The 24,715-nt window shown below is 66.8% G+C and carries 24 protein-coding genes and 1 tRNA gene; 16 read left to right on the forward strand and 9 right to left on the reverse strand.

All coding sequences use genetic code 11. The features are described from left to right. The first annotated feature begins 125 nt into the window (after positions 1–125). Genes ASE64_RS02165 through ASE64_RS02190 form a run of 6 tightly spaced genes read left to right on the forward strand, consistent with a single transcriptional unit; the run spans position 126 to position 6,848 of the window. Positions 126–488, forward strand: a complete 363-nt coding sequence (locus ASE64_RS02165) for a hypothetical protein (protein WP_055775279.1) — start codon at positions 126–128, stop codon at positions 486–488. 44 nt (positions 489–532) lie between these two features. Next, positions 533–2,107 carry an AAA family ATPase gene (locus ASE64_RS02170; protein ID WP_055775281.1) on the forward strand — a complete coding sequence of 525 codons (1,575 nt, stop codon included), beginning with the start codon at positions 533–535 and terminating at the stop codon, positions 2,105–2,107. Further along, a complete protein-coding gene (locus ASE64_RS02175) occupies positions 2,104–2,823 on the forward strand; it encodes a hypothetical protein (protein WP_055775285.1) in 720 nt (239 codons plus the stop codon). Before ASE64_RS02170 ends, ASE64_RS02175 begins: the two co-directional genes overlap by 4 nt. Next, positions 2,820–4,790 (forward strand): VWA domain-containing protein, encoded by a 1,971-nt coding sequence (locus tag ASE64_RS02180; protein ID WP_055775288.1) that lies wholly within the window; start codon positions 2,820–2,822, stop codon positions 4,788–4,790. Before ASE64_RS02175 ends, ASE64_RS02180 begins: the two co-directional genes overlap by 4 nt. Further along, positions 4,783–5,484, forward strand: a complete 702-nt coding sequence (locus tag ASE64_RS02185) for a phosphohydrolase (RefSeq protein ID WP_156351598.1) — start codon at positions 4,783–4,785, stop codon at positions 5,482–5,484. Before ASE64_RS02180 ends, ASE64_RS02185 begins: the two co-directional genes overlap by 8 nt. Beyond that, positions 5,481–6,848: an AMP-binding protein gene (locus tag ASE64_RS02190; protein WP_055775294.1), complete on the forward strand. Its 1,368-nt coding sequence runs from the start codon at positions 5,481–5,483 to the stop codon at positions 6,846–6,848. Before ASE64_RS02185 ends, ASE64_RS02190 begins: the two co-directional genes overlap by 4 nt. An 8-nt stretch (positions 6,849–6,856) precedes the next feature. Here ASE64_RS02190 and ASE64_RS02195 read toward each other — a convergent pair whose 3' ends face one another. Further along, complete coding sequence (locus tag ASE64_RS02195; protein ID WP_200920081.1) at positions 6,857–8,233, reverse strand: glucose-6-phosphate dehydrogenase; 1,377 nt, start codon at positions 8,231–8,233, stop codon at positions 6,857–6,859. A gap of 56 nt (positions 8,234–8,289) precedes the next feature. On the opposite strand from ASE64_RS02195, the gene ASE64_RS02200 reads away from it, so the two are divergent. Continuing rightward, positions 8,290–10,083, forward strand: a complete 1,794-nt coding sequence (locus tag ASE64_RS02200; RefSeq protein WP_055775300.1) for a glycoside hydrolase family 15 protein — start codon at positions 8,290–8,292, stop codon at positions 10,081–10,083. Positions 10,084–10,105: 22 nt separating this feature from the next. On the opposite strand, the gene arfB is transcribed toward ASE64_RS02200, so the two are convergent. Beyond that, positions 10,106–10,528: an alternative ribosome rescue aminoacyl-tRNA hydrolase ArfB gene (arfB, locus tag ASE64_RS02205; RefSeq protein WP_055775303.1), complete on the reverse strand. Its 423-nt coding sequence runs from the start codon at positions 10,526–10,528 to the stop codon at positions 10,106–10,108. A 36-nt stretch (positions 10,529–10,564) separates the two neighbouring features. Here arfB and ASE64_RS02210 point away from each other — a divergent pair, with 36 nt between their 5' ends. The 4 genes from ASE64_RS02210 (at position 10,565) to ASE64_RS02225 (ending at position 14,324) form a co-directional block, all read left to right on the forward strand. Beyond that, positions 10,565–11,299 carry an alpha/beta hydrolase gene (locus tag ASE64_RS02210; RefSeq protein WP_055775305.1) on the forward strand — a complete coding sequence of 245 codons (735 nt, stop codon included), beginning with the start codon at positions 10,565–10,567 and terminating at the stop codon, positions 11,297–11,299. After that, entirely contained in the window at positions 11,296–12,303 is a 1,008-nt protein-coding gene (locus ASE64_RS02215; RefSeq protein WP_055777301.1) for an alpha/beta hydrolase, read from the forward strand. The genes ASE64_RS02210 and ASE64_RS02215 overlap by 4 nt, the downstream gene beginning before the upstream one ends. 30 nt (positions 12,304–12,333) lie before the next feature. Next, positions 12,334–13,791, forward strand: a complete 1,458-nt coding sequence (locus ASE64_RS02220; protein ID WP_156351599.1) for a hypothetical protein — start codon at positions 12,334–12,336, stop codon at positions 13,789–13,791. 149 nt (positions 13,792–13,940) lie between these two features. Further along, positions 13,941–14,324, forward strand: coding sequence for an MmpS family transport accessory protein (locus tag ASE64_RS02225; RefSeq protein ID WP_055775312.1), 384 nt, complete (start codon positions 13,941–13,943; stop codon positions 14,322–14,324). A gap of 51 nt (positions 14,325–14,375) precedes the next feature. Here the strand turns inward: ASE64_RS02225 and ASE64_RS02230 are convergent. Further along, positions 14,376–14,448 (reverse strand) — tRNA-Lys (locus ASE64_RS02230). 83 nt (positions 14,449–14,531) lie between these two features. Between ASE64_RS02230 and bcp the strand changes: the two genes are divergently transcribed. Beyond that, complete coding sequence (gene bcp / locus ASE64_RS02235) at positions 14,532–15,014, forward strand: thioredoxin-dependent thiol peroxidase (RefSeq protein ID WP_055775314.1); 483 nt, start codon at positions 14,532–14,534, stop codon at positions 15,012–15,014. A gap of 18 nt (positions 15,015–15,032) precedes the next feature. Further along, positions 15,033–15,383, forward strand: coding sequence for a DUF2200 domain-containing protein (locus ASE64_RS02240; RefSeq protein WP_055775317.1), 351 nt, complete (start codon positions 15,033–15,035; stop codon positions 15,381–15,383). Between the two features lie 28 nt (positions 15,384–15,411). Here the strand turns inward: ASE64_RS02240 and ASE64_RS02245 are convergent, their stop codons facing one another. Next, positions 15,412–15,777, reverse strand: a complete 366-nt coding sequence (locus ASE64_RS02245; RefSeq protein WP_235480469.1) for a hypothetical protein — start codon at positions 15,775–15,777, stop codon at positions 15,412–15,414. 279 nt (positions 15,778–16,056) lie between these two features. On the opposite strand from ASE64_RS02245, the gene ASE64_RS02250 reads away from it, so the two are divergent. Further along, positions 16,057–16,305, forward strand: a complete 249-nt coding sequence (locus tag ASE64_RS02250; protein ID WP_044442296.1) for a WhiB family transcriptional regulator — start codon at positions 16,057–16,059, stop codon at positions 16,303–16,305. An 85-nt stretch (positions 16,306–16,390) separates the two neighbouring features. On the opposite strand, the gene ASE64_RS02255 is transcribed toward ASE64_RS02250, so the two are convergent. The 3 genes from ASE64_RS02255 to ASE64_RS02265 are packed head-to-tail and all read right to left on the reverse strand — an operon-like array spanning position 16,391 to position 19,810. After that, positions 16,391–17,884: a sensor histidine kinase gene (locus ASE64_RS02255; RefSeq protein ID WP_055775320.1), complete on the reverse strand. Its 1,494-nt coding sequence runs from the start codon at positions 17,882–17,884 to the stop codon at positions 16,391–16,393. Positions 17,885–17,888: 4 nt separating this feature from the next. Further along, positions 17,889–19,160, reverse strand: coding sequence for an AAA family ATPase (locus ASE64_RS02260; RefSeq protein WP_055775323.1), 1,272 nt, complete (start codon positions 19,158–19,160; stop codon positions 17,889–17,891). A 5-nt stretch (positions 19,161–19,165) separates the two neighbouring features. Further along, entirely contained in the window at positions 19,166–19,810 is a 645-nt protein-coding gene (locus ASE64_RS02265; RefSeq protein ID WP_055775325.1) for a flagella basal body P-ring formation protein FlgA, read from the reverse strand. 86 nt (positions 19,811–19,896) lie between these two features. Here ASE64_RS02265 and ASE64_RS02270 point away from each other — a divergent pair, with 86 nt between their 5' ends. Then, positions 19,897–20,178 carry a helix-turn-helix domain-containing protein gene (locus tag ASE64_RS02270; protein ID WP_055775327.1) on the forward strand — a complete coding sequence of 94 codons (282 nt, stop codon included), beginning with the start codon at positions 19,897–19,899 and terminating at the stop codon, positions 20,176–20,178. 17 nt (positions 20,179–20,195) lie between these two features. On the opposite strand, the gene ASE64_RS02275 is transcribed toward ASE64_RS02270, so the two are convergent. After that, entirely contained in the window at positions 20,196–20,810 is a 615-nt protein-coding gene (locus tag ASE64_RS02275) for a hypothetical protein (protein ID WP_055775330.1), read from the reverse strand. Between the two features lie 281 nt (positions 20,811–21,091). On the opposite strand from ASE64_RS02275, the gene ASE64_RS02280 reads away from it, so the two are divergent. Beyond that, positions 21,092–21,625, forward strand: a complete 534-nt coding sequence (locus ASE64_RS02280) for an Rv3235 family protein (protein WP_200920083.1) — start codon at positions 21,092–21,094, stop codon at positions 21,623–21,625. A gap of 117 nt (positions 21,626–21,742) precedes the next feature. Here the strand turns inward: ASE64_RS02280 and secA are convergent, their stop codons facing one another. Next, on the reverse strand, positions 21,743–24,601 hold the full coding sequence (gene secA, locus ASE64_RS02285; RefSeq protein WP_055775333.1) for a preprotein translocase subunit SecA: 2,859 nt from the start codon (positions 24,599–24,601) through the stop codon (positions 21,743–21,745). Between the last annotated feature and the right edge of the window lie 114 nt (positions 24,602–24,715).

Here is a 24,715-nt window from a genome sequence, read left to right on the forward strand (position 1 = left end):
CGACTTCGACACGCCCGAGAATCACCCGCGATCCCGCCTATTGGGCGGGATCGCGGCGTGTCTGCAGGCCATCCGAAGCGGCACGGCGCACACTGCTCTTACGACCGTGGTGGAAGGTGTGACAAATGCTCGGATGGCGACGACGCGCAAAGGCAGAACGGCAAGACGAGGCGAACCAGCAGCGCCTCTCCGAGCTGGTGAACCAGACCCTCATGGAGAACTTCGGACCGTACGGCTCGTTCGCCATCACGCGGCGCAGTTCGACCGACACCGACGACATCTTCCACACCGTGCTCGCCGCGTCGGTAGCCCGCGACATCGTCTCGACTCTGACGAGCCACGGAGTCTTCCGTGCCGCCGAGACCCCCGTGTCCCGCACTCCCCTCGCCCCGATCAACACCGTCGATGTTCCCGCCGAGCTGGCCAAGGCCGTCACCGACGCGGCGCCCCGCACCACGACCCTGGTCGGACCGGTCCGCGCAGCGTAGCTCGAGTAACACTCCTGCGGTCTGCCCCTTTCTAGACTGAGATCATGCCCAATCGCTGGAACAAGATCTCGGCCTCACCCACGCGAACCGGCACAGGGGCATCCCACCCTGGCCTCACTGCCGAAGACCTGTTCAGAGAGCACACGTCGCAGCCGAACGTCGCGCTCGACGAGAAGCTGCGTCAGGTCTACTACTGGCTGGTCAACAGGGCCGTCATCTCGCCGTTCTACGACATCGAGTTCTCGTTCGACGCACCCCTCAGCTTTCCGCTGGGCGACGCCGGCGCCGAGCTGCACCTGCCGACGGACCAGTCGTATTCGTCGAACGTTCTGCTGCCCCTGCTCACATTCGCCCTGGGCGGCAAGTGCCTTCTGGTCGGCGGGCCCGGTCGCGGCAAGACGACCCTCGCGGTACTGATGGGGGTGATCGCCGGGGGCACACCGCAGGAGGTGCGCCGGAGTGTGCAGCAGGGCCAGCCCCAGCTCACGGTCGGCGATCTCGTCGGGATGCCGCTGCCGCGCGACCTCGTCAACGCAGCCAGCCTGCCCGAGATCGAGATCGCCTGGCGAGGCTGGCTCACGAGACCGGTCAAGATCATCGACGAGTACAACCGGATTCCCACCAAGACCCAGTCGGCCCTCCTCACGATGGTGGCGGAGGGGTACGTCGAGAGCTACGACCAGATGCTCTCGACAGCACCCGAGTCGGGTGTCGAGAGCTGGTTCTTCACGGCCAATGATGATGCCGGAGGCGGAACCTTCCCCGTCATCCAGGCGCTCAAGGACCGGGTCGACGTGACCGTCGCCGCTCTCGGCTTCAACAGTCGCTTCTTCGATGAGCTGATCACCCGGGTCGAGGCGGGCGAGAAGCCCGAAGAGCACGTTCCCGCAGAACTCGTTTTCGCGCCGGCCGAGCAACAGGCGCTGGCCGCGGCTATCCGGGCCGTTCCCGTTCCGCGCACGGTACGTCGACAACTCGAGTTCTTCGCGAGCCAATTCGAGTTCGTGCAGCACGGTGGGCGACGCTTCGAGTACCGCACCAAAGACACGGTGATGACCGGCGGCGGCCAGGTCGGCGAGGTGATCGACAGCAATACGGGAGCCGATCTGCAGGTCGACATCGGCGCCCAGACCACGAACAGCCTGTCGGCCCGCGCCTTGCAATCGCTCATCACGTACGCGAAGGCGATGGCCTACTTCCGGGGCGTACCGGCCGTCGGCCTCGACGACGTCGCGGCGGTGCTTCCTTTCTCTCTTCGCGGCAAGCTGCTGCCGAACGAACTCCACCCCCGCTTCGAGACCGGCGCCGATCGCGAGCTCGCCACCGATTCGATCAGCTGGCTCGCCGATCTCTTCGATCAGTCCTGCCGGCAGTTCGCGTCGCTCGGACTCGCCAAGAGCGATGCCGTAGGCGAGCTACTCGCTACCTTCGCTCAGGGCCTCGACGGCGTCAGCCAGGTAGAGGGCTCGCGCAGGCTGACCGCGATCGAGTCGCAGATCCAGGTGATCTCGCGCCAGAAGAAGCTCTACGGGCGGCACTTCGACGACCTCGTCGCGCTGAAGTATCTGCACCAGCGTTACAGCAACTACCTGCAGTGGCTCGAAAGCCGACCACGATGATCAGGCGTCCGGGGCACACGGTCAACGACACCCTCGGCCGAACGACTGCCTCGCCGCTCCCCGCCGTCGAGGGCCTCGATGCTCGGCTCGCGAGCGCCAACGTCGCGTCGTGGGGCGGAGACCCCGAGCTGTACACCCGTTTCTTCGGCACATCGCTCGAGCTCGAGCTCGAGAGAGGCGGATCGACGCAACAGCCGATGACACAGACCGTCTTGGCCCTCGCCGCGCTGGCGGCATGGCGCTCGGGTGTGCTCGACCTGAGGCAGGATGCGCTGGGTCGGCTCACCGAGGCGCTCGAGAGCGGCTCGGTCACGGCCTCGGTGCTGGCGAGCGCCCTCGGCCTGCAGGCGGGCGAGCTGGCGGATTTTGTTCGATGCCAGGCCGAGAGCCCATTCGGATGGCCCGCGCGGGGCTCAGGAGAGGTCGTCGTCGCCCGGGTGGGTGGCTTTCGAGGGCTCGGCGGGCCCTGGACCGCTCCCCCGGCGAGCGCTGAGCGGCTGTCACCCGACGGCGACTTTCTCATCACCCTCGCCGACGGCGAAGTCTGGCGCCTCGAGGCCGACATCTTCGGCACGAGGCTGAGCCGGGCCGAGGGCGGCCCCGACCTCGTAACCCGGCCCCGCGCCGAGCCCGCGGCATCCGAGGCGTGGCCCATCCGAGTCGCCGTCTTCGACACGTCGTATCTTGCCTGGCTCGTTCTGGGGCAGGCCGCGTGACACCCCTGTTCGCGAGCCGCGAGCACCCTCTCGACGAACGGCAGCGGGTGGCGTGGGACACGGCTCAGGCACTCTGGGGCGTGCATCTGCACGACCCCGTGTTGCAACCCGGAGCGCGCATGCCGTCTTTCGCCTGGTTCTCGTTCCCCCCTCAGGTGGTCGTCGACCCGAGCGAGGCCGATCGGAACGGGGTCGGCGGCTTCTACGAATCGATCTTCGCGCACGAGATCGGCCATCACGTGCTCTCGCCCAGCACCCGAGTCGCCTCCTTCGCGATCGCACAGCAGATGGCTCGAGCCATAGCCGCGACCGGCCGCGACCTCATTCCCGAGCCGGACGCGAAGGCACAGATACTGTCGAATCTCTGGTCGGACATGCTGATCAACACCCGCGTCGCCGCCATGCAGCGGCAGCGCGACGGTGTGCCCGGGGCCGATCCCGAGATGATCCGCATGTGGGGCGTCTTGTCGGCGACGCCTCCGACCGACCAGCTGTGGTGGGTCGTGCTGCGCTCCTACGAGATTCTGTGGAGCAAGCCCGCGGGGTTTCTGTGCCCCCTCTCGCCGCCGCCGCGTCCCGTGAAACCGACGAAGCGCGCGACGCCGACCACTCCTCAGGCGACCGCCAACGAAAAGCAGCGGGCCAAGGCCGTCGCCGCGGCCGCCGCGGTCGATGCACGCCTCGCCGCCGAGGCGCAGTGGGCGGAATTCGTCGTCACCAATCCCGAGCTCGACGCCGGCCTGCTTGCCGACACCGTGAGGACCTTCGGCAACGATCCGGAGAGCGGCGCGCTGCGCTTCGGCATGCTGATGGCCCCGTACCTCACGTCGGCTGCCAGCCCCACTGGGCCGTCGAGTCATAACCGACACGCGGTCGACGGTGGATGCGCGGGTCAAGCGGGCAGCGCTCCTCCTACGGCGGGCGAGCTCGAAGAGGTGCTCGGCGACCCGCGGCTGCGCGAGACCCCCGAGCATCCGGCGGTCACCAAGGCTCGCGAAGCGGGCACGATGGCCACGTCGTCGGTTGAGCATGGCATGCAGCCGGCCGACCATGCATCACGCGGTGACGCGCTGGGCCAGGGCTACGGCGTCGCTGAAACGCTCGAACTCTACTCGGCGGCCGACGCGAACGAGGTGATCGCAGCCTGGTACATCACCGAGGCGAGACGGTGGGTGAAGCCGATGACCCAACCCTCGTCGCGCCCGCGCTCCATCGATCAGACCATCCCTGGCGCCCTCGAGCAGTGGAACATCGACGACGACATCGCGTCACTCGACTGGGCGGCGACGCTCTCTCTGAATCCCACCGTCGTTCCGGGCGTCACCACCCGGCTGCGGGCGGTGCTTCCCGACGCGCCTCCGGACCAGCGAGAGAGTGTGCGGCTCGACATCTACATCGATTCGTCCGGCTCGATGCGGGCGCCGCGCGTCGGATCTCCAGCCGTGCTCGCCGGAACGATCCTGATCCTGAGCGTGCTGCGCGGCGGCGGGCGAGTGCGGGTGACCTCCTTCGCCGGACCAGGCCAGGTGGCCGGTGGCAACCGCTTCACCCGAGACCGCGCTGAGGCTCTGCGAGACCTCACCTTCTACTTCGGAGGCGGAACGACCTTTCCGCTCGACGTCTACGGCAGTCGCTACCGCGATACGCAAAGCGATCGTGGAGCCGGCGACACCGTCGCGCGGCGGCACGTCGTGGTGCTCTCCGACGATGGGCTGCGGTCGATGTTCGGCGCGGGTCAGGAGCAGTTCTCGACGACGGCACTCGACGTGCGCCGCGTGCTCGACAGCGGCACGCTGATCATCGAGGACCGCACCCACCAGATGGCAGACCCGGCCGCCGCGGCCGGCTACGACGTGGAGTACATCGACACCATGAACGACGCACCCGCGGCCTGCGCGCGGCTTGCCCGGCGCCTTGCCGAGCCCCGCGCATCCGACCACGTCACCCCGGGAGGTCGTCGTGGCTGATCGCGCGAAGGCTCGGGGAACGTCTGGCCCGGCGCCCGCGCCCGAGCCTTCCTCGGCCGAGGCGCTCCTGCAGCGCTGGCTCAGCAGGAATGAGAACATCGACGCCGTCTGGGCTCAGCTCGCGCCCGGGCCGTCAGCCGATGCGGTCGCGAGCAGGATCGGGGCCGTGCCCAAGACATTTCTCGATGATCGGGTGCGAGTCGTCGCCCTGGCCGGTGACGTTCTCGGCTCCGACCGCGGTCGCACGCCCGAACTGACCGAGGTCGTGTCCGTTCTCGACGAGGTGACCTCGACGGGCTCGTCTGCTGCGCGGCGTGGAGCTGCGATGGCGCTGTGGCTGTGGGCCGGTGAAGAAGAGCTCGGAGCTCTCGATCCCCCCTTGGCGCGCGGCCACGCGGCACGGGTCCTGGCCGCCATGGCCTTCCGACTCGCGTCCGTCGTCGACCCCGCCGAGTGGATCAGCGACGCCGAGCGACGCGACGAGGCCGCGCGCACGTTTCTCTTCTGGTCGGGGCAGCTGCCCGGAGGGGAGGATCGCGACACGGCGAGCTCCCTGCTGGTCATGAGGGACTCGCTGCAGCGAAACAGCGCACTGGCCGCAGCCGCCGCGGAACATGCGCACCGCCTCGAGGTCACACGCACACTCCAGAAGGCACGCGCCCGCGAGGCCGCCGCCCGATACACGCACGAATGAGCGACGCGATGACATCGAGCTACAGAGCAGACGATCCTCTCGCCATCGCTGAATACACTCCCGGCGGTCAGATCGCGCTCGACGACTCGGAGCGCTGGCCGAGCCTGTCGCCGGCGGGCGCAGGACGCCTCGAGGCGTTGCGCACGCATCCGTTGGCCCCGGCGTGGGTGCACGCGACGGGCGACAGGCTGAGCGCCGAAGCCGCGCTGCGGGTGCGCACTCCGCTGCCTGTCGACGGCTGGCTCGAGCGGCATCTCGAGGTGGCCCGTCGGCTGCCGGCCTATCGGCGGCACGCTGACGAGCTGGTGACGCTCGCCGACTTTCCGTTGATCACGCGTGACGACCTCGTGAACGACGTCTCGGCATTCGTTCCGCTCGACGCCAATCTGGAGCAGGCGGTGCACGGATCGAGCTCGGGCAGCACGGGGCGGGCGCTCCTCATTCCCGACGACATCGAAGACACCGCGCGAACCTTCCACCTTCTCGTCGCGCTGGCGGCGGAGCAGGGAGTCGACTGGTCACCGGATCCTGATCGGATGGCGCTCGCCCATGTCGTGCACCAGCGCCAGGCATTCACCTATGCGTCGGTGATCAGTTCGTTCGACCAGGCCACCATGGCCCGCCTCAATCTGACAGACGGCCAGTGGCCCGACCGCTCCACGCGTGCCCGGTTCTTCGAGGCCCAGAATCCCCAGGCCGTAAGCGGCAGCCCCACCTCCCTCGCAGAACTGCTCGCACCCGAACTCGTCGCCGTTCTCCGGCCCCTCGTCATCTTCTCGGGAGCAATGGGACTCAGCGCCGCCCTGCGAGCCGAGCTCGTCGCGGCCTACGGCTGCCCCGTGATCGACATCTACGGCCTGCACGAGACCCGGCCCATCGCATCCAGTGCCGATGGCGGGCCGTTCGTCATTCTCGACCGCCGGGTGCACGTGGAGATCGTCGACGAGCGCGGCCTGCCCGCGGCTCGGGGCGAGCGAGGCGAGATCGTGGTGACAGCTGGCGAGAACCCTCTGCTGCCTCTCGTGCGCTATCGAACGAGCGACTACGGCACGCTCGTCGAGGTCGACGGGCGAGCCGCGATCGCCGATCTCGAGGGCCGCGAAGCCACGACATTTCTGGCGAATGACGGCTCGCGCGTCGCCTGCGTCGATCTCACGCAGCAGCTGCAATCCGCCGGCGCGCACGGCTGGTCGGTGACCCAGGATGCGACGGGCGAGGTCGAGGCCGTCGTCGCGCGCGGCGACGCGCGCCGGATCGCCACCACGCTCGAAGCACTTCTCGGTCGCCCCGTCACGGTCGTGCGCCGCGAGAGCCTGTCGGATCTCGGCGAGGGCAAGCCTCGACGCTACGTCTCGCTCGCGTAGACAGGCGGTCAGCCGATCGGCGCCCAGCCGCTCGGGCCTTTCGACCCGGCCTTGTAGCTGTCGAGCGGAACGTCGTCTGCACGCCACGCCTCGAGCACGGGCGCGACGATGCGCCATCCCTCGACGGCCGAGTCGCCGCGAACCCCGAGCGACGGATCTCCATCGAGGATTCCCGCGAGCACCTCGCGGTAGGCCAGCAGCTGACCGTCGCCGAACATCGCCTCGAGCTGCGTCTTCTCGAGCTCGTAGGGGTCTCCCGGCCCGTTCACATTGACCTCGAGCGACATCTTGTCGGGCGCCAGAAAGATGCGCAGAACGTTCGGATGCTCGGTGCCGGTCAGCCCGGTCGGCACGCGGTTGGCCTTCTTGAAGGTGATGGCGATCTCTCGACGCCGCTCCGCGAGCGCCTTGCCGCTGCGGAGGGTGAAGGGCACGCCCATCCAGCGCCACGTGTCGACCTGCACGGTGATCTCGGCGAGCGTCTCTGTCTTGCGCGACGCGACGACGCCGGGCTCCTTCGAGTAGGCCGGCATCTCGCGGCCGTCGACGTCACCGGCCGTGTAGCGTGCGCGCCTCGACGAGGTCGACGGGTCGCCACCTTTCAGGCTCGTCGCGCGCAGCACGATCTCCTTCGCGTCGCGCAGATCGTCGGCACCCAGCGTCGACGGCGGCTCCATGGCGACCACGGCCATCACCTGCAGCAGGTGGCTCTGGATCATGTCGATGAGTGCACCGGCGGTGTCGTAGTAGCCGGCCCTGCCCTCGAGTCCGAGCTGCTCGTCGTACACGATGTCGATCTTCTCGATGTGCTCGGCGTTCCAGATCGGCTCGAACATGCGGTTCGCGAAGCGCAGGCCGAGGAGGTTGAAGACGGTCGAGCGACCGAGGAAGTGGTCGACGCGATGGATCTGGTTCTCGGGCACCAGGCGCGCGAGCTGGGCGTTCAGTGCCTCGGCACTCGCGACGTCGGTGCCGAACGGCTTCTCGAGGGCCAGGGTCAGACCCGCCGGCCGCTTCACCTTCTCGAGCGCCTCGCACGCCGCGACGGCGACGGCGGGAGGCAGGGCGAAGTAGATCGCGGGTGCGACCTCGCACGAGTCGATGAGCTGTTGCAGGACGGCAGGGTCGGTGACGTCGGCCTTGAGGTAGGTGGCCGTCGTTCGAGTGTGCTCACCCGACGGTCCGGTGCAGTCGACGGCGGAGAATGCCGTGTCGACGACCTTCCTGAAATCGTCGTCGCTCCAGTCGGCGCCCCCCACGCCGATCAGCTGCAGATGACGTTCGTTCTGCTCGCCGAGCAGCTGGCCGAGACCGGGCAGCAGCAGACGCGACGTGAGGTCTCCCGATGCTCCGAGAATGATCAACGATGACAGTTTCTTCGACATGGTAGACAGGCTAGTCGTCGGCGCAGCTCACAGCTGGATGGTGTCAGGATGGGGTCATGAGCCTGGCCATCGAAGATTATGCCCTGATCAGCGATTGCCACACGGCAGCCCTCGTCGGTCGCGACGGAAGCATCGATTGGCTCTGCCTCCCCCGCTACGACTCCCCCTCGACGTTCGGCGCGCTTCTCGGTGCCGAGGACCACGGGCGCTGGCTGCTCGCGCCGAGCTCCCCCGACGCCACCGCCACCCGCGTCTACGACGGCAGCTCCTTCGTTCTGGTCACGACCTGGACGACACCGACCGGCGTGGTCGAGGTCACCGATCTGATGCCGCACGGAGACCGACGCGCAGACGTTCTGCGGCGCGTTCGCGGGGTCTCGGGGCACGTCGAGATGATCGAAGAGCTGGTGATCCGGTTCGGATACGCGACGGCCGTGCCCTGGGTGCGGCAGTCGAGCGAGAACGGCCATCCGATGCTGGTCGCCATCGCGGGCCCGGATGCCCTGGTGCGCCGGGGCCCCCGACTCACCGCCGTCGACACCCGGCACCAGGGCCGGTTCGCGGTTCGAGAGGGAAGCCACGTCGACATTTCGCTGACGTGGTTCCCGTCGCACCGGCAGCCGCCGGCACAGCTCGATTTCGCCGAGCGCGTCGCCGCGAGCAAAGCGTGGTGGGCCGAGTGGTCGAAGTCGCTCACCCACGAGGGGCCGTACGGGCCGGAGGTCATCCGCTCGCTGCTCGTTCTGCGTGCGCTCAGCCACGAGGACACCGGAGGCATCGTGGCCGCCGCCACGACCTCGCTGCCCGAGACGCAGGGCGGCGTGCGCAACTGGGACTACCGCTACGTCTGGCTGCGCGACGCGTCTCTCACTCTGCAGGTTCTGCTCTCGCACGGCTTCGCAGAAGAGGCGGTGAACTGGCGCGGCTGGCTGTTGCGCGCCATCGCGGGCGACCCCGCAGACATCCAGATCATGTACGGGCTGGCCGGCGAACGAGACCTGCCCGAGCGCGAGATCACGAGCCTGCCCGGCTACCAGGGCGCGTCTCCCGTGCGCATCGGAAACGGTGCCGCTCTGCAGTACCAGGCCGACGTGATCGGCGAGGTGATGATGGCGCTGCACGAGGCGCGTCTCGCGGGCGCAGAGGAGACCGAGTTCAGCTGGCCGCTGCAGAGGGCGCTGATGAGCTTCGTGGAAGAGAACTGGACCAGGCCCGACAACGGCATCTGGGAGATCAGGGGCGAGCTGCAGCACTTCACCCATTCGCGGGTCATGATCTGGGTGGCCCTCGATCGAGCCGTGCGCGGCGTGCGCGAGTTCGGGCTCGACGGACCCGCTGAGAAGTGGGAGAAGCTGCGCGACGAGGTGCGGGCCGAGATCGAGGAGAACGGGTGGGATGCCCAGCGCGGCACCTACACGCAGTACTACGGCAGCACCGAGGTCGACGCGTCTCTGCTTCTCCTGCCCCAGACCGGGTTCTGCACCCCGACGGATGCGCGCATGCTCGGCACGGTGAAGGCGATCGAGAGCGACCTCCTCAACGACTCGCTGGTGATGCGCTACCGCACCGAGAGCGACGTCGACGGGTTGCCGGCCGGCGAGCATCCGTTTCTGGCCTGCTCGTTCTGGCTGGTCGAGCAGTGGGCGGGATCAGGCCGACTGGACGACGCCGTCATTCTGATGGACAGGCTCGTCTCGTTCACGAACGACGTCGGGTTGCTCTCGGAGGAGTACGACCCGGCCGCGGGTCGACAGATGGGCAACACCCCTCAGGCCCTGTCTCATCTCGCGCTGGTGAGGGCGGCCGACGCCATCGCGCGGCACTCGCCGCCCACAACCGAAGAGAACTGACAGGGGCGACCCACCCAGGGTGCTAGTCAGCCGAGGGGCGCTGTCGCTGCTGCTTCGTCTCCGACCGCCGCTTCTTTCCTGCTAGATGACGCCTGGCCGAGCCTCTCGTGGGCTTGGTCGCGCGACGGAGCGGAGCGGCAGGCGCCAGTGCCTCGCGCACGATGTCGCCGAGATGCTCGAGAGCGGTCTCGCGGTTACGCAGCTGAGAGCGCTGCGCAGAGACCGTCACCGTGATGCGACCGTTGGTGAGACGTCGGCCCAACCTGCTCACGAGCCGCTCCCGCTGCGATTCGCCGAGAACGAGGGAATCCGCCACATTCCACGTCAGCTGCACGCGGCTGTCGGACGTGTTGACGTGCTGGCCACCCGGGCCGGACGATCGCGAGAATCGCCAGGCGAGCTCCGCCGCCGGGATGGTGAGTTGGTCTGTCACCTCGAGATCCATCCTCACAGCGTCGCACGATCAGGGAGAATTGGCCCCATGTCCTCCCGCCGTCGTGGTGCGCTGCGCACTGCCGTCATCGTTCTCGTCGCCGCGATCGTCGTGGGGGCCAGCGGTTTTCTCGTCTACGCCAACGTGACCTCCGCTGCCGAGCGCGAGCCCCTCGCCGAGGTCGCCGACGATCCAGCCGTTCTGATCGACTACTCGCGCGACTCCGTGGTGCTCACTCCGGCCTCTGATCCGAACGGCGAGGGTCTCGTCTTCATCGCGGGTGCCAAGATCGAACCTGTCGCCTACGCCTACAAGCTGTCGGGGCTCGTCGACGCCGGATACACCGTGGTGATCGTGCGCCCGTTCCTCAACTTCGGTCTCTTCGAGACCCGGCCTCTCTCCGCCTTCACCGCGCTCGCTCCGGGCGTCTCCGACTGGTACGTCGGCGGGCATTCGCTCGGAGGCGTGAAGGCCTGCATGTACGCCGATTCTCCCGAGGTGAGGGGTCTCGTGCTCTTCGGCTCGTACTGCGCGAACGACCTGTCCGGCTCCGCTCTGACGGTCGTCTCTCTGTCTGGAAACGACGACGGGCTCAGCACACCCGAGAAGATCGACGCGAACAAGGCGGCCCTTCCTGCCGGCACGACCTTCGTCGAGATCGACGGCGCGAATCACGCCGCGTTCGGCGACTACGGCCTGCAGGCGGGCGACGGCGAGTCGTCGATCGACGACTCCGACATGCGCGACGCCATCACCGAGGCGATCACGGGGGCGTGGCGATGAGCGGGCGACGAGCACGCGCGATCACCCGCTGGGTGGTGCTCGCCGGCGTCGCTGCGGCAGCAGCGGTCTCCGCGTGGAAGCTCAGCCCCTGGCCCTCCGCCCTCATCGTGCGCTCCGTCTTCGAGCGTGACGGGGCGCGGGTTCTGAAGGCGTTGCGCGCACACTCGCCGGGCGGCGTCGACCGGACCACCGGCATCCGGTATCGCCCGCACGACCCGCAGGCGCTGCTGGATGCCTATTGGCCGGCCGGCACGTCGGCTCCTCGACCCACCGTGATCTGGACGCACGGCGGCGCGTGGATCTCGGGCGGGCGAGCCAACGCCGCGCCGTACTTCGAGCTGCTCGCCGCGGCGGGCTTCACCGTCGTGAGCCTCGACTACACGCGCGGCCCCGCGAGTCGCTACCCGGGCGCCGTTCACCAGTTGAACGACGCCCACGCCTATGTCGTGGCACACGCCGACGAGCTGAACGTCGACCCGGATCGCATCGTGCTGGCCGGGGATTCCGCGGGCGCCCAGCTCTCGAGCCAGCTGGCGACGGCGATCAGCGACCCGGCCTACGCGGCAGAGCTCGGCATCCGGCCTGGGCTCACCGCCCAGCAGGTGCGCGGCGTGATTCTGCACTGCGGCATCTACGAGATGTCTGGACTTCTGCGCTCGACCGGCATCATCGGATGGGGCAACCGGGCGGCGCTCCACGCCTACATCGGAGGGCTCGGCTTCGCCTCGTCGCCCTCTCTGAAACAGATGTCGATGATGCGCCGGGCGACGGCCTCCTTTCCGCCGACTTTCATCAGCGGAGGCAACAGCGATCCGCTGACAGACGCCCAGGCGAAGCCGTTCGCGGCACGACTCGAGTCGCTGGGTGTCGACGTGACACGCCTCTTCTGGCCCCACGATCACGCGCCCGCGCTCGGGCACGAATACCAATTCGACCTCGACCGGCCCGAGGGACTTGCCGCGCTGCGCCTCGCGATCGACTTCGTCAGACGCCACACTGTGTAGAGCCGATACCCCCTGAACGAGAAGGACCCCATGAGCGACAACGACGACAAGGCCCCAGACCAGCACGGTGCGAACCCGTTGCCCGCCTTCCCCGGCGCCGGCGCCGAGCCGGACGCACCGGCGACTCCGCCGACGTCCTCAGAGCCAGAGCAGCCCGCAGCGCCTCAGCAACCCTCCGAGCCGCAGCAACCCGCAGCGCCTCAGGCGCCGACTGGTCCGTCGACTCCACCTGCCCCTCCTGCCCCGCCTGCCCCAGGGGCACCGCAGCAGCCGTATATGCCGCCCGCTCCGCCCGCAGCGCAGGCGCCCTATGTTCCCCAGGCTCCGTCGTCGCCCCAGAACTCGGGCGCACCCCAGCCGCCGCAGTACGGCTCCGCACCTCAGCCTGGCGCCGCACCGTACGCGTCTCCGCAGTACGGCTCGCAGCCCGGAGGTGCGTACACGCCGCCGACCAAGCCCAAGGGCAAGCTGGGCACCGGCGCGATCATCGGCATCGTCGGCGGAGCGATCGTGTTGGTCCTCCTCCTCGTCATCGGGGTCGGTTTCGGCGTGTCGCGCATCGCCGGCAACTCCGGTGGCGGCGGGGGCGGGGGCGGCGGAGAGACCTCGTCTGAGGCATCGTCTCCCTCTGACGCGGTCGAGGGCTATCTGACCGCCATCTCCGAAAGCGATGCCAAGACCGCGCTCAGCTACCTCGGCTCGCCTCCCAGCGACAGCACGCTGCTGACCGACGAGGCTCTGGAGGCCTCGAACAAGCTCGGCCCGATCACCGAGATCGAGGTACCCAAGTCAGACGGCGACAGCGGTTCCGCCGATGTGACGGCGTCGTACCTGATGAACGGCGAGCCCGTCAGCACCACGTTCACCGCGTCCGACTACGACGACGACGGCAAGTGGGAGATCGGCGGCGGTACCGGTTCCATCTACACGCGTTCCTTCGACGGCCTCGGTCTGACCATCAACGGCGTGGCGGTCGACGCCGAACAGGTCGACGTGTTCCCCGGAACGTACGAGCTGGCCACCTCGCTGAAGAACTTTACGCTGACCGGCCCGACCACGGTGACCGTGACGGAGTCGTACGAATCTGCCGACACGAGCGAGATCAAGCCCGCCCTCACCGACGAGGCGCTGCAGCAGTTCCGCAGCCTCGTGCGGTCGGCGGTCGACGCCTGCATCGCCTCGACCACGCTGACGGCCGGATGCGGTATCGACATTCCCGCGACCATCAGCGATGGAACCCAGCTGGCCGACGGCACGATCACTCGGAGCCTCAGCGCCGACGCGAACGCCACGCTCGACTCGCTCAAGGCCACGCCGAGCTACGACAACCCGACGCTGGTGGAAGGCGAGTACATCGGTTCGCCGACCGTCACCGCCGACTGCACGAAAGACGGAGCGACCGGGCGCTGCTCGATCTACTTCGCCCCTGCGCTCGGAAAGCCGTCAGTCGACATGGCTTCTGACAACCCGGTTGTGAAGTGGGACTGAGCTAGGGCGCGCTGAGGCGCCGTTCCGCGCTGAAGGGGCCCGAGGTCGCACTGACCTCGGGCCTCTTCGTCGTCGTCCACCACGGGCGCGGATTCCCATGAGATGCGAGTCTGCGAGACTGCCAGAGGCAAAGAAAGAAGGATGCGACCATGCGCAAACTACTCGCGGCCGGTGTGCTCGCACTGTCGGCACTCGCGCTCACCGGATGCGCCGCCGCGAACGACGAGGCGACAGACGAGCACGTCGTCGTCTATTCGATCACCAGCGACGCGAGCTCGTCGACCTCGCTCACCTACGTCATCGTCGACGGCGCAGACGTATCACTGGCTCAGGCAGACGACGCGACATTGCCCTGGTCCAAGACGGTGACGATCGCCGACGGAGCGTTCAGCAACAGCATTCTGCGCCTGGCTGGCCAGCTCGGAGCAACGGGCTCGACGATCACCTGCGATATCAGTGTGGATGGCACGTCTATCGCGTCGCAGACCTCGACGGGGCCCTCCGCAGCTGTCACCTGCCAGGGCGCCAATTAGACCAGATTAAAGAAAAATGGCCCGGCTATCGTGACGATGCCGGGCCTTCGGTGCACCCCCCCGGACTTGAACCGGGAACCCACTGATTAAGAGTCAGTTGCTCTGCCAATTGAGCTAGAGGTGCCTTGGCGCGAAACTGCGGCGCCGAGGGAAAACACTACCATGAACTATGAGCGTCGTGTGACGCTTTCGATTTCGAGGAGAACCATGACCGACACCGCTTCGCGCTTGACCGCCGGTACGCCCGCCCCCGAGTTCACGCTCCTCGACCAGGATGGGGCCGAGGTGTCGCTCAGCGACTTCCGTGGGCAGAAGACGATCGTGTACTTCTACCCCGAGGCCGACACCCCCGGATGCACCACGCAGGCGTGCGACTTCCGTGACAACCTCAACTCGCTCGCCGGCGCCGGATACCAGGTGCTCGGCGTCTCACGCGACAAGCCGGCCAAGCTCGCGGCATTCAAAGAGAACCAGAACCTCACGTTCCCGCTTCTCTCCGACCCCGACAAGACCGTGCACGAGGCGTATGCCGCCTGGGGCGAGAAGTCTCTCTACGGCAAGATCGTCACCGGCGTCATCCGCTCGACCTTCGTACTCGACGAGAACGGCGTCATCACCCACGCGCTCTACAACGTCAAGGCGACGGGCCACGTGGCCTCGTTGCGCAAGAAGCTGGGTATCGACAGCTGAGCCGAAAGGAGTCGAGCCATGGAACGGCATCGCATCTTCAGCACGAGTTTCGCGAGCATCTATCCGCACTACGTGGCCAAAGCCGAACGCAAGGGCCAGAGTCCGTCAGACGTCGATCTGGTCATCCGCTGGCTCACGGGGTACAGCCAAGCCGAGCTCGAGCAGACGATCTCCGACGAGGTGACGCTCGAGCAGTTCTTCGATGAGGCGCCAGCGTTCAATCCGAACGCGACGCTCATCACCGGCGTCATCTGTGGCATCCGTGTAGAAGAGATCGACGACCCGCTCATGCAGAAGATCCGCTACATGGACAAGCTCGTCGACGAGGTCGGTCGCGGCAAGAAGATGACCTCCATCCTCCGCTCCTGATCGACGGCGCTCGCGAACCCGGCCCGCGCTAGACGAGCCGACGCGTGGCCGCGACCACGGGCGGACTCATCAGCAGGAAAATCGCGAGGACGGCCGGAATCAGCAGCGCCCACCCGAGCGACGGAACGGCGAAAACGCCCTGAAAGCATCCGATCGCGACAGCGATCTGCAGAAGCTGCCAGGTCAAAGCCGCGCCCCGCACCCAGCTCTGCCGGCGCAACAGGCCCACGACCATCGCCCAGAGCGCACACGCGAGGCCCGCGGAGAGAAGCAGGATGACCACCGCCGACGCGAACGAATCGGGTGTGGCGGTGAGCAGTTCGAAGACGAGCCAGACCGTCACGCCCGTCGCGAGGGCCGCCTCTGCTGCGAGCACAACGGAGAGAGCGATCAACAGAATCGGTCGTCGCGACGACTGATCCGATATCTGTTCACCCGAATTTGGCTTCGAATTCAGCGGTTCACTCACAGCCGTTACCCCTAGAAAAGTCTTGATTTGCAATTACCAGTATGCGACCATATTTGAGGTCAATGTTGCTCACAGTGACGTGGGTGGATGCAGATTTCTTTTTGCAGCAGTCCCTGTGCCATTGACCTTCACCCGAATCTTAGGCCGAGCCTTTTTCTACAACCGTAGGGCAGCCCAAGCTTCCGCACTATAAGGAGCACCCCCATGGATTGGCGCGACAAAGCAGCCTGCCTCACAGCAGACCCCGAGCTGTTCTTCCCCGTCGGCAACACCGGCCCCGCTGTCGATCAGATCGACAAGGCCAAGACCGTGTGTGCACGCTGCACGGTCACCGAGATCTGCCTTCAGTACGCCCTCGAGACCGGCCAGGACTCGGGCGTGTGGGGTGGACTCAGCGAAGACGAGCGCCGCGCTCTGAAGCGTCGCGCCGCCCGCGCGCGCCGCGCCTCCTAGCCGACACAGCACACACGAGCCGCGATATCGCGGGCTGTCGTTCTTACCCGCGACAGTTCACGAAATCGCGGCTCGTTCGTGTTTGCTACGGCTTCGTGAGCCAGCGGAACGGGATCTCGATCGTGACGACCGTGCCCGAGCCCACCATCGTGTGCCAGTCGATCGTGCCGCCGAGCTCGCCCTGAATCAGGGTGCGCACGATCTGCGTTCCCAGACCCGAGCCGACCTTGCCTTCCGGCAGGCCGGTTCCGTTGTCGCGCACCTCGACGGTCAGGTTCTCTTCCGAGCGCGTGGCCACGATCTCGACCTGACCCTCCTGCCCGGCGAGCCCGTGCTCGACTGCGTTCGTGACGAGCTCGGTGAGCGCCAGTGCGAGCGGAGTGGCGTACTCGCTGGGAAGAACGCCGAAGCTTCCGCTCGACTTCGGATGCACGGTGGTGTTGTGGGCCGAGGCCACCTCGGCGACCAGCAGCAGCACACGGTCGAACACCTCGTCGAAGTCGACGCGCTGATTGAGGCCCTCGCTGAGGGTGTCGTGCACGACGGCGATGGCCGCGACCCGACGCATGGCCTGGGTCAGGGCGTCCTTCGCGTCCTCTGAGTGCGTTCGACGGGCCTGGATGCGCAAAAGCGATGCGACGGTCTGCAGGTTGTTCTTGACCCGGTGGTGGATCTCGCGGATCGTCGCGTCTTTCGTGATGAGCTCCCGCTCGGTGTGCCGCAGCTCGGTCACGTCGCGGCACAGCACGATCGCACCGAAGCGCGTGCCCTGCAGGCGCAGCGGAATGGCGCGCAGAGAGACCGTGACGCCCTTCGCCTCGATGTCTGTGCGCCACGGCGCTCGGCCGGTCACGACCAGCGGCAGCGACTCGTCGACCTCGAGCCGGCCACCGAGGAGCGTCGTCGTGACCTCGGCGAGCGACTGTCCCTCGAGCTCTTCGGGAAAGCCCATGCGGTTGAACGCCGACAGACCGTTGGGGCTGGCGAACGTGACGATGCCGTCGGCGTCGAGTCTGATCAGACCGTCGGATGCGCGGGGTGCGCCTCGGCGCGGCCCGGTCGGGGCGCCCAGGTCGGGGAAATCACCCGTTCCGATCATGGCGAAGAGATCATTGGCGCACTCGTTGAACGTCAGCTCCTGACGACTGGGAGTGCGGGTCTCGCTCAGGTTGGTGTGTCGCGTGATGACCGCGATGGGGTTGTCGGTGGTCTGTCGATCGTTGGGAACGAGGCGACGGAGCACGGGAACGGCACGCACGCGGGTGGGGGTCTCCTCGTACCAGTCGGGCGCCGCGGTATCGACGATCACCGAGTTGCGGAACGCTTCGGTGACCTGGGTGTTCCACTCGGGCTTGATCTTCTGACCGACGAAGTCGCGATAGAACAGCGTCGCCGAGCTCGACGGGCGCGCGTGGGCGACCGCGAGGAAGGAATCATCGGCGGTGGGAACCCAGAGCACGATGTCTGCGAAGGCGAGATCGGCGAGCAGCTGCCAGTCGCTGACCAGCAGATGCAGCCATTCGACATCGGCTTCGGAGGAGCGGCCCTGGGCAAGTACGAGATCACTGAGCGTCGACACCTGCCTAGCCTAGGCGACGGGCGCGCAGGGTCTGCAGCGGCCCGGTCTTCTGTGCCTGTCGAGCGGCTCGTCGTGCCTCCCTTCTCGACGTTCCCTGCGCCGACGGCGGCAGGATGTCGGCGTCGACCAGCTGCGCGATGGCCGCGCGCACGGGGGAACGCGGGGCCGCATCGTGGATCGTCTTGCCCGAGAGAACGGCCGCGTCGACGCCCGGCACATCGAGGGGAACGAAGACCGCGTCGTCGAGCCCTCCGAACCGCCTCAGCGTCTGGCGTACCTGGTGCTGCGCGTTGCTGCCGACAGAACTGGCGCGCAAACGGTTGATCACGACGGAGACCTGCGCGGTCTCGATCTGTTCGAGAAGATCGACATGAGCTCTGAGGAACCGGGAGAGGCCGATGGGGTCGGCCGCCCCGACGGCGACGACGTGGTCGGCCTGCCGCAGCGCTGCCAAGGTCGCCGCGTTCCGCCGAGGCGCGAACATGTCGCTCGCGATCTCCTCGTCGGCTTCGAGGTTGAATCCGGTGTCGACGACCACATAGTCGACCCACTGACGGCAGGTGCTGAGCACGTTCGTCACCCGGTCTGCCCCGAGTTCTGGCCACCGGGAGGCTCGCCCGATTCCGCTCAGAATCCAGAACTCCGACCTGGACGAGACGTAGCGAGACGCCACGCGCTCGAGCTCTGCGAGCGTCAGGCTGTCGCGCGCCGCAAGGCGGCAGGCGGCAGCGAACGAGGGCGACTCGTCGAGCATGCCGAGACTGGGCGCCACCGCTCCCCCATAGGTGTCGGCATCGACCAGCGCGACGGTGCGCCCGCGGAACGCCAGCTCTGCGGCGAGCTGGATGGCGATGGTCGTGCGACCCGGCGCACCGGCCGGCCCCCAGACGGCGATCACCGTTCCGGCGCCGCGCTGGGCGGGAGCACCCAGGGGCACGGCGATGCCGCCACGCAGCAGCGCCTCGATGTCGCTCCATGGAGCGCTCACGTCGACGACCTCGAACAGCCCGAGCGAAAGCGCATACCGTCGTTCGGCGTCATCGCCGGCCACGGCCACGATGCGCACGCCGACCTCATCTGCCTCGGCGAGAACATCGAGGGTCAGATGCCGACGGGTCGCCGACACGATGATGCCGTCGATGGCGCCGCCCCGCACGGCCTCGATCAAGGCGTGAGCTGAATCGACCCGGGCAACGATGTCATGGTCGGCTGCGCCGATCTCGTGGACGAGCCGCTCGCTCGCATCATCATCGAGACAGGTGACGACCGAGAGCATCCCGGTCACCGTGAGGCCACTGGCTCGTCGTCGGGAACGATCGCGAGCGCCGCCCCGTTCGCCATCGCCTCGAGCACCGATGCCACGGACTCTCGCGGCACCCTGAGCTCGACCTGCATCTCGGAGCCGGATGCGACGATGCCAGTCGGCTCGATCACCGAGACGACCTCGGCCTCGGCCACCAGCACGACCGGAGCCTCGAAAGTCGTGCCCGATTCGGAGGCCGCCGACGCCCACAGGGTGACTCGAGACGATCGCTCGACGACCGCGGGAACAGGACCGGACACGGTGACGACCACCTGCGCTTCGTCACCGGCACGAACCGTTCCGACGGCGCCCTTCGGCACGAGCTCTCCCTGGCGGATGGGCCTGACCGCGACGACTCCGTCGGCTGGGATGTCGTCAGGATCGAGGTAGTGCTCTTCTGCCGAACCGAGTCGCACGTGCGCGACGGCGAGGTCGTCGGCGGTGAACAGCTCGCCGGTGTTCAGAGTCGACGACGCCACGAAGACATCGGCGGTCTGATCGACGGTGGCCACCAACCAGGTGACCCCGAGCGCCGAGACGACGACGAGAGCAACGCCGATGACGAAACGGGGATCGAAGACGAACGAGCGGTGGGCTCTGGCACGGGGAGCGGATCGGTCCATACGCACATGGTGCCAACGATCGACGGCACGCGGGAAAGTTATCCACAGGCCCGTCGCGACAGGTGACGCGGTTTCATAATTGAGGAATGAACGGACCCGATTCTCCTGATCGACTCGGTCGCTTCCTCACTCTCGCCGACACGGCCGACGTGCTGAATGTGTCGGCGAGGCAGGTGTACTCCCTCGTTCGATCCGGCGAGCTGCCGGCCATCAAAGTCGGAGCGAGCGGTCATTGGCGCATCGAACGCGACGTTCTCGAGTCGTATATCGAGGCGATGTACGAAGAGAGTCGGCGACTGTCGCTCTGGAATCAATCCGATGCCGCGCCGCTGCCCGAGCTGTCTGACGGGCGCATCATCAGACGGTGAGCGCAGAACCGCGTGCATCACACGGCGATCATCACGAGGCAGTCGAACGAGATCAGACGGTAGCCCGCCACCTCGGCGTCGCGCCGTGGCGATGTGGCCTCGTGCAGTGCGAGGTCGAAGTGATCCCGACCCACGCGGTCGATGGTCCCGAACAGGGACTCCGTCTGCAGCGTCACGTAGACCGTGGTTCTGCGGCGACAGAGGTCGCGTAGAAGAAACGCGAGGCCGAGCCTGTCGGTGATGGCCGCGGGTGCCTCGGGCGAATGCGGCTCGAGCGAGTGCCGGATCTGCCTTCTCGTGAGCGACAACCCCTGAACGGCTCCGAGCGGCACGATGCACTGCTTCTGTGCACGCTCGAGGCCTCCGCCGGCGACGAGGCCGAGGTCGGCAGCAAACCAGTCCTTGCCGATGGTCGTCACTCTGGCAGACAGAGTGACGCCCCCGACGAGGGTGAACGTGATCGAGTAGTTCGCTCCGCGGTCGGAGACGGCCAAGACCTGACGAAGCCTGTCACGCAGCGACAGCCGACCGAGTCGAAGCCGCTCCTCCTCTTCGTGAAGGTCGTTCTCCTCGGCGTTCAGCCCGTACTCGAGTTGACTCTCGAGATCAGAGAACAGGTTGTCCCATCGCATAGGAGGAACCGTAACGGGTCTTGGATGCCGCCCGCGCAATCTATCCACAGGGCAGAAACGCTTGTAGACACCATCAGTCGCGCCCTGGTTAAGTATCCAGATATCCCCCGAGTGGGGGTAAGAACACCACTGTTGTCACTGACAGTGCATCGAGAGTCCATCTGGGGAACGAACGGGACGACCGATTCACCAAGGTCACTGCGGCGCGCCCGCGCTCGTCGCAGCACGCTGCTGAGGCAGCTGCTCACCTTCTATACGCCGGTACTGCCAGAGAAGACACCATGCCGAGTCACCTCCCAGCACACTCCCCCGTCGAACCGAGCGCACGTCGAGGCTCAGCCGTGCTTCGAGCCGTGCCGCCGATCCGGCCAGACACCGCGACGACCTCGCAGGCCGAGCCCGAACGTCTCGAGCCGGAACGTCTCGAGCCGGAACGTCTCGAATACTTCGATGCCCAGCCCACCTCGACGTCTTCGCTTCCGAACCCGGTACCGCTAATGGAGAATCTCGCGCGATGCGTACTCGAGGTCCTTGCCGGAGCTCGCGATCTCGACCAGCTCTCCCGATGGGTGGCAGACGACGTCTACCGGCATCTCCTCAAGCGCGTGGTGCTGTCGACCCGGGCTCGTCAGGCACGAGGAGCGCCTGCCGGCCGACCGTCGTTCCGCATCGGAAACACGATCACCTGCGAACCGGCAGACGGAGTCGTCGAAGGCGTCGTCATCGTGCATGGCAAGGCGCGCACCCGTGCCGTCGCGATCCGCCTCGAGGGCCTCGACAAGCGGTGGCGCGCAAGCGCGATCAACGTTCTCTGAGCCTGGTCTCGATACGTCGGCTCCTTCGTCGCACGATTACTCGACCAGCGCCGACGTGGCACTGGTCGAGCAAACAGCCTACGTCAGGCCCCTTCGACAGACTCAGGGAGCGAGGGCCTACTTCTTCTTGCCCTGCTTGCGCCGGTCTGCGCGGTTGTTGGCCGCGGGCGCGTTGCTCGGTCGCTTGGCCTGCGGGCCCGAGGCGGGCCGCTTCGCGCCCTGCTGACCGGATGCCGCCGGGGCGGCCGCCGGAGCTGACGCTCCCCGAGAGAACGACGAGGCGACCGGAGCAGCCTCCTCTTCGGCCTTTTTCGCGGCACGAGCCGTGGCCGCCTGCTCGATCTGGCCCTTCTCGTTGCGCACCTCGACTCCGCCGGAGTCGCTCGGAGCCGAGTAGCTGAGCTTTTCGGTGACGGTCGAGTCCTCGAGGCCCTTGGCCTGCACCACGGGGGCATCGACTTCGCCGGCCGGCGTGTTGACCTGCACGTCGAGGTTGAACAGGAAGCCCACGGTCTCTTCGCGGATCTGGCCCATCATCGACTGGAAGAGGGCGAATCCTTCGCGCTGGTACTCGACGAGCGGGTCACGCTGAGCCATCGCACGCAGGCCGATGCCGTCTTTCAGGTAGTCCATCTCGTACAGGTGGTCGCGCCAGCGTCGGTCGATGACCGACAGCACGACCCGGCGTTCGAGCTCGCGCATCGCGGTCTCGCCCAGGGTCTCTTCGCGCTTCTTGTACGCCAGCTGCGCGTCGGAGAGGATCTCGCGTCGCACGAAGGTGCGGTCGATGCGACCCTTGCTTCCGCCCGCCTCTGCGACGACCTCGTCGATGGTGATCGACACGGGGTACAGCGTCTTCAGCTCGGTCCAGAGCGCGTCGAAGTCCCAATCGTCTCCGGTGCCGGAGCCCGCGTGGGTGTCGATGACATCGTCGACGACGTCGACGAGGAACTTCTGAGCCCGGTCTTCGAGGTCTTCGCCCTCGAGGATGTGACGGCGATCCGAATAGATGGCCTCGCGCTGGCGATTCAGCACGTCGTCGTACTTCAGAACGTTCTTGCGGATCTCGGCGTTGCGACCCTCGACCTGCGACTGAGCGCTGCGGATGGCTCGCGAAACGACCTTCGACTCGATCGCGAGATCGTCGGGAACGTTGCTGCGACCCATGAGGCTCTCGGCGGCACCCGCGTTGAACAGACGCATCAGGTCGTCGGTGAGCGACAGGTAGAACCGGCTCTCGCCCGGGTCTCCCTGACGACCGGAACGACCCCGGAGCTGGTTGTCGATTCGACGTGACTCGTGACGCTCGGTTCCGAGGACATAGAGACCACCGGCCTCGACGACCTTGTCGGCCTCCTCCTGCACGTCGGCCTTGACCTTCGCGAACACGGCGTCCCACTCGGCCTCGTACTCCTCCGGAGTATCGACCGGGCTCAGACCGCGCGAGTTCATCTCGGCGACCGCGAGGAACTCGGCGTTACCACCGAGCATCACGTCGGTTCCGCGACCGGCCATGTTCGTGGCGACGGTAACCGAACCGAGTCGACCCGCCTGAGCCACGATGGCGGCCTCACGAGCGTGGTTCTTGGCGTTCAGCACCTCGTGCCGAACACCCTTTTTGGCCAGCAGTCGCGACAGGTACTCGCTCTTCTCGACGCTTGTCGTTCCGACCAGCACCGGCTGGCCCTTCTCGTGACGCTCGACGATGTCTTCGACGACCTGGTCGAACTTCGCCTGCTCGTTCTTGTAGACGAGGTCGGACTGGTCGATGCGCTGCATCTTGCGGTTCGTCGGAATGGCGACGACGCCGAGCTTGTAGGTCGACATGAACTCGGCGGCCTCGGTCTCGGCCGTACCGGTCATGCCCGACAGCTTGTCGTACAGCCGGAAGTAGTTCTGGAGGGTCACCGTCGCGAGGGTCTGGTTCTCTGCCTTGACAGCCACACCCTCCTTGGCCTCGATGGCCTGGTGGATTCCCTCGTTGTAGCGACGTCCGGCGAGGATACGGCCGGTGTGCTCGTCGACGATGAGAACCTCGCCGTTCAGCACGACGTAGTCCTTGTCTTTCTTGAACAGCGCACGCGCCTTGATCGCATTGTTGAGGAACGAGATCAGCGGCGTGTTGGCCGACTCGTAGAGGTTGTCGATGCCGAGGTAGTCTTCGACCTTCTCGATGCCGGGTTCGAGGATTCCGACCGTGCGCTTCTTCTCATCGACCTCGTAGTCTTCGTCGATGACCAGGCGGGTCGAGATGCCCGCGAACTCGGTGAACCAGCGGTTCGCTTCTCCTGAAGCAGGGCCGGAGATGATGAGCGGGGTGCGAGCCTCATCGATGAGGATCGAGTCGACCTCGTCGACGACCGCGAAGTTGTGGCCGCGCTGCACCATGTCGCTGGCCTGCCACGCCATGTTGTCGCGCAGGTAGTCGAAACCGAACTCGTTGTTCGTGCCGTAGGTGATGTCGGCCTCGTACTGAACGCGGCGTTCGGCCGGCGTCTGACCCGAGAGGATGACGCCGGTGGTCATGCCCAGGGCGCGGAAGACGCGGCCCATGAGTTCTGACTGGTAGCTCGCGAGGTAGTCGTTGACCGTGACGACGTGCACGCCCTTGCTGGTGAGCGCATTGAGATACGCCGGCAGGGTCGCCACGAGGGTCTTTCCTTCACCGGTCTTCATCTCGGCGATGTTGCCCAGGTGGAGGGCCGCGCCACCCATGAGCTGAACGTCGAAGTGACGCAGCCCGAGCGTGCGGCGCGCGGCTTCGCGAACGGCCGCGAACGCCTCGGGAAGCAGGTGATCGAGGCTCTCGCCGTCTTCGTAGCGCTTGCGCAGCGCAGGGGTCTCCTCTTTCAATTCCTCATCAGTGAGGTCTTTGAACCCGTCTTCGAGTGCGTTGATCGCCTTCGCGTAGCCCTCGAGCCTGCGAAGAATGCGACCTTCACCGACACGAAGAACCTTTTCAAGAACTGAAGCCACAGAGAGTCTCCTACTGCTGATATTGCGGCGCATTTGGCCGACAATCCCAGCAATTCTAGCCTGCCTTGTCTGTGCGCCACCGGAATCGCGCCTGAATCTGCGCTCAACGCGACG

The sequence above is a fragment of the Agreia sp. Leaf210 genome (assembly GCF_001421485.1).
Taxonomy (GTDB): domain Bacteria; phylum Actinomycetota; class Actinomycetes; order Actinomycetales; family Microbacteriaceae; genus Agreia.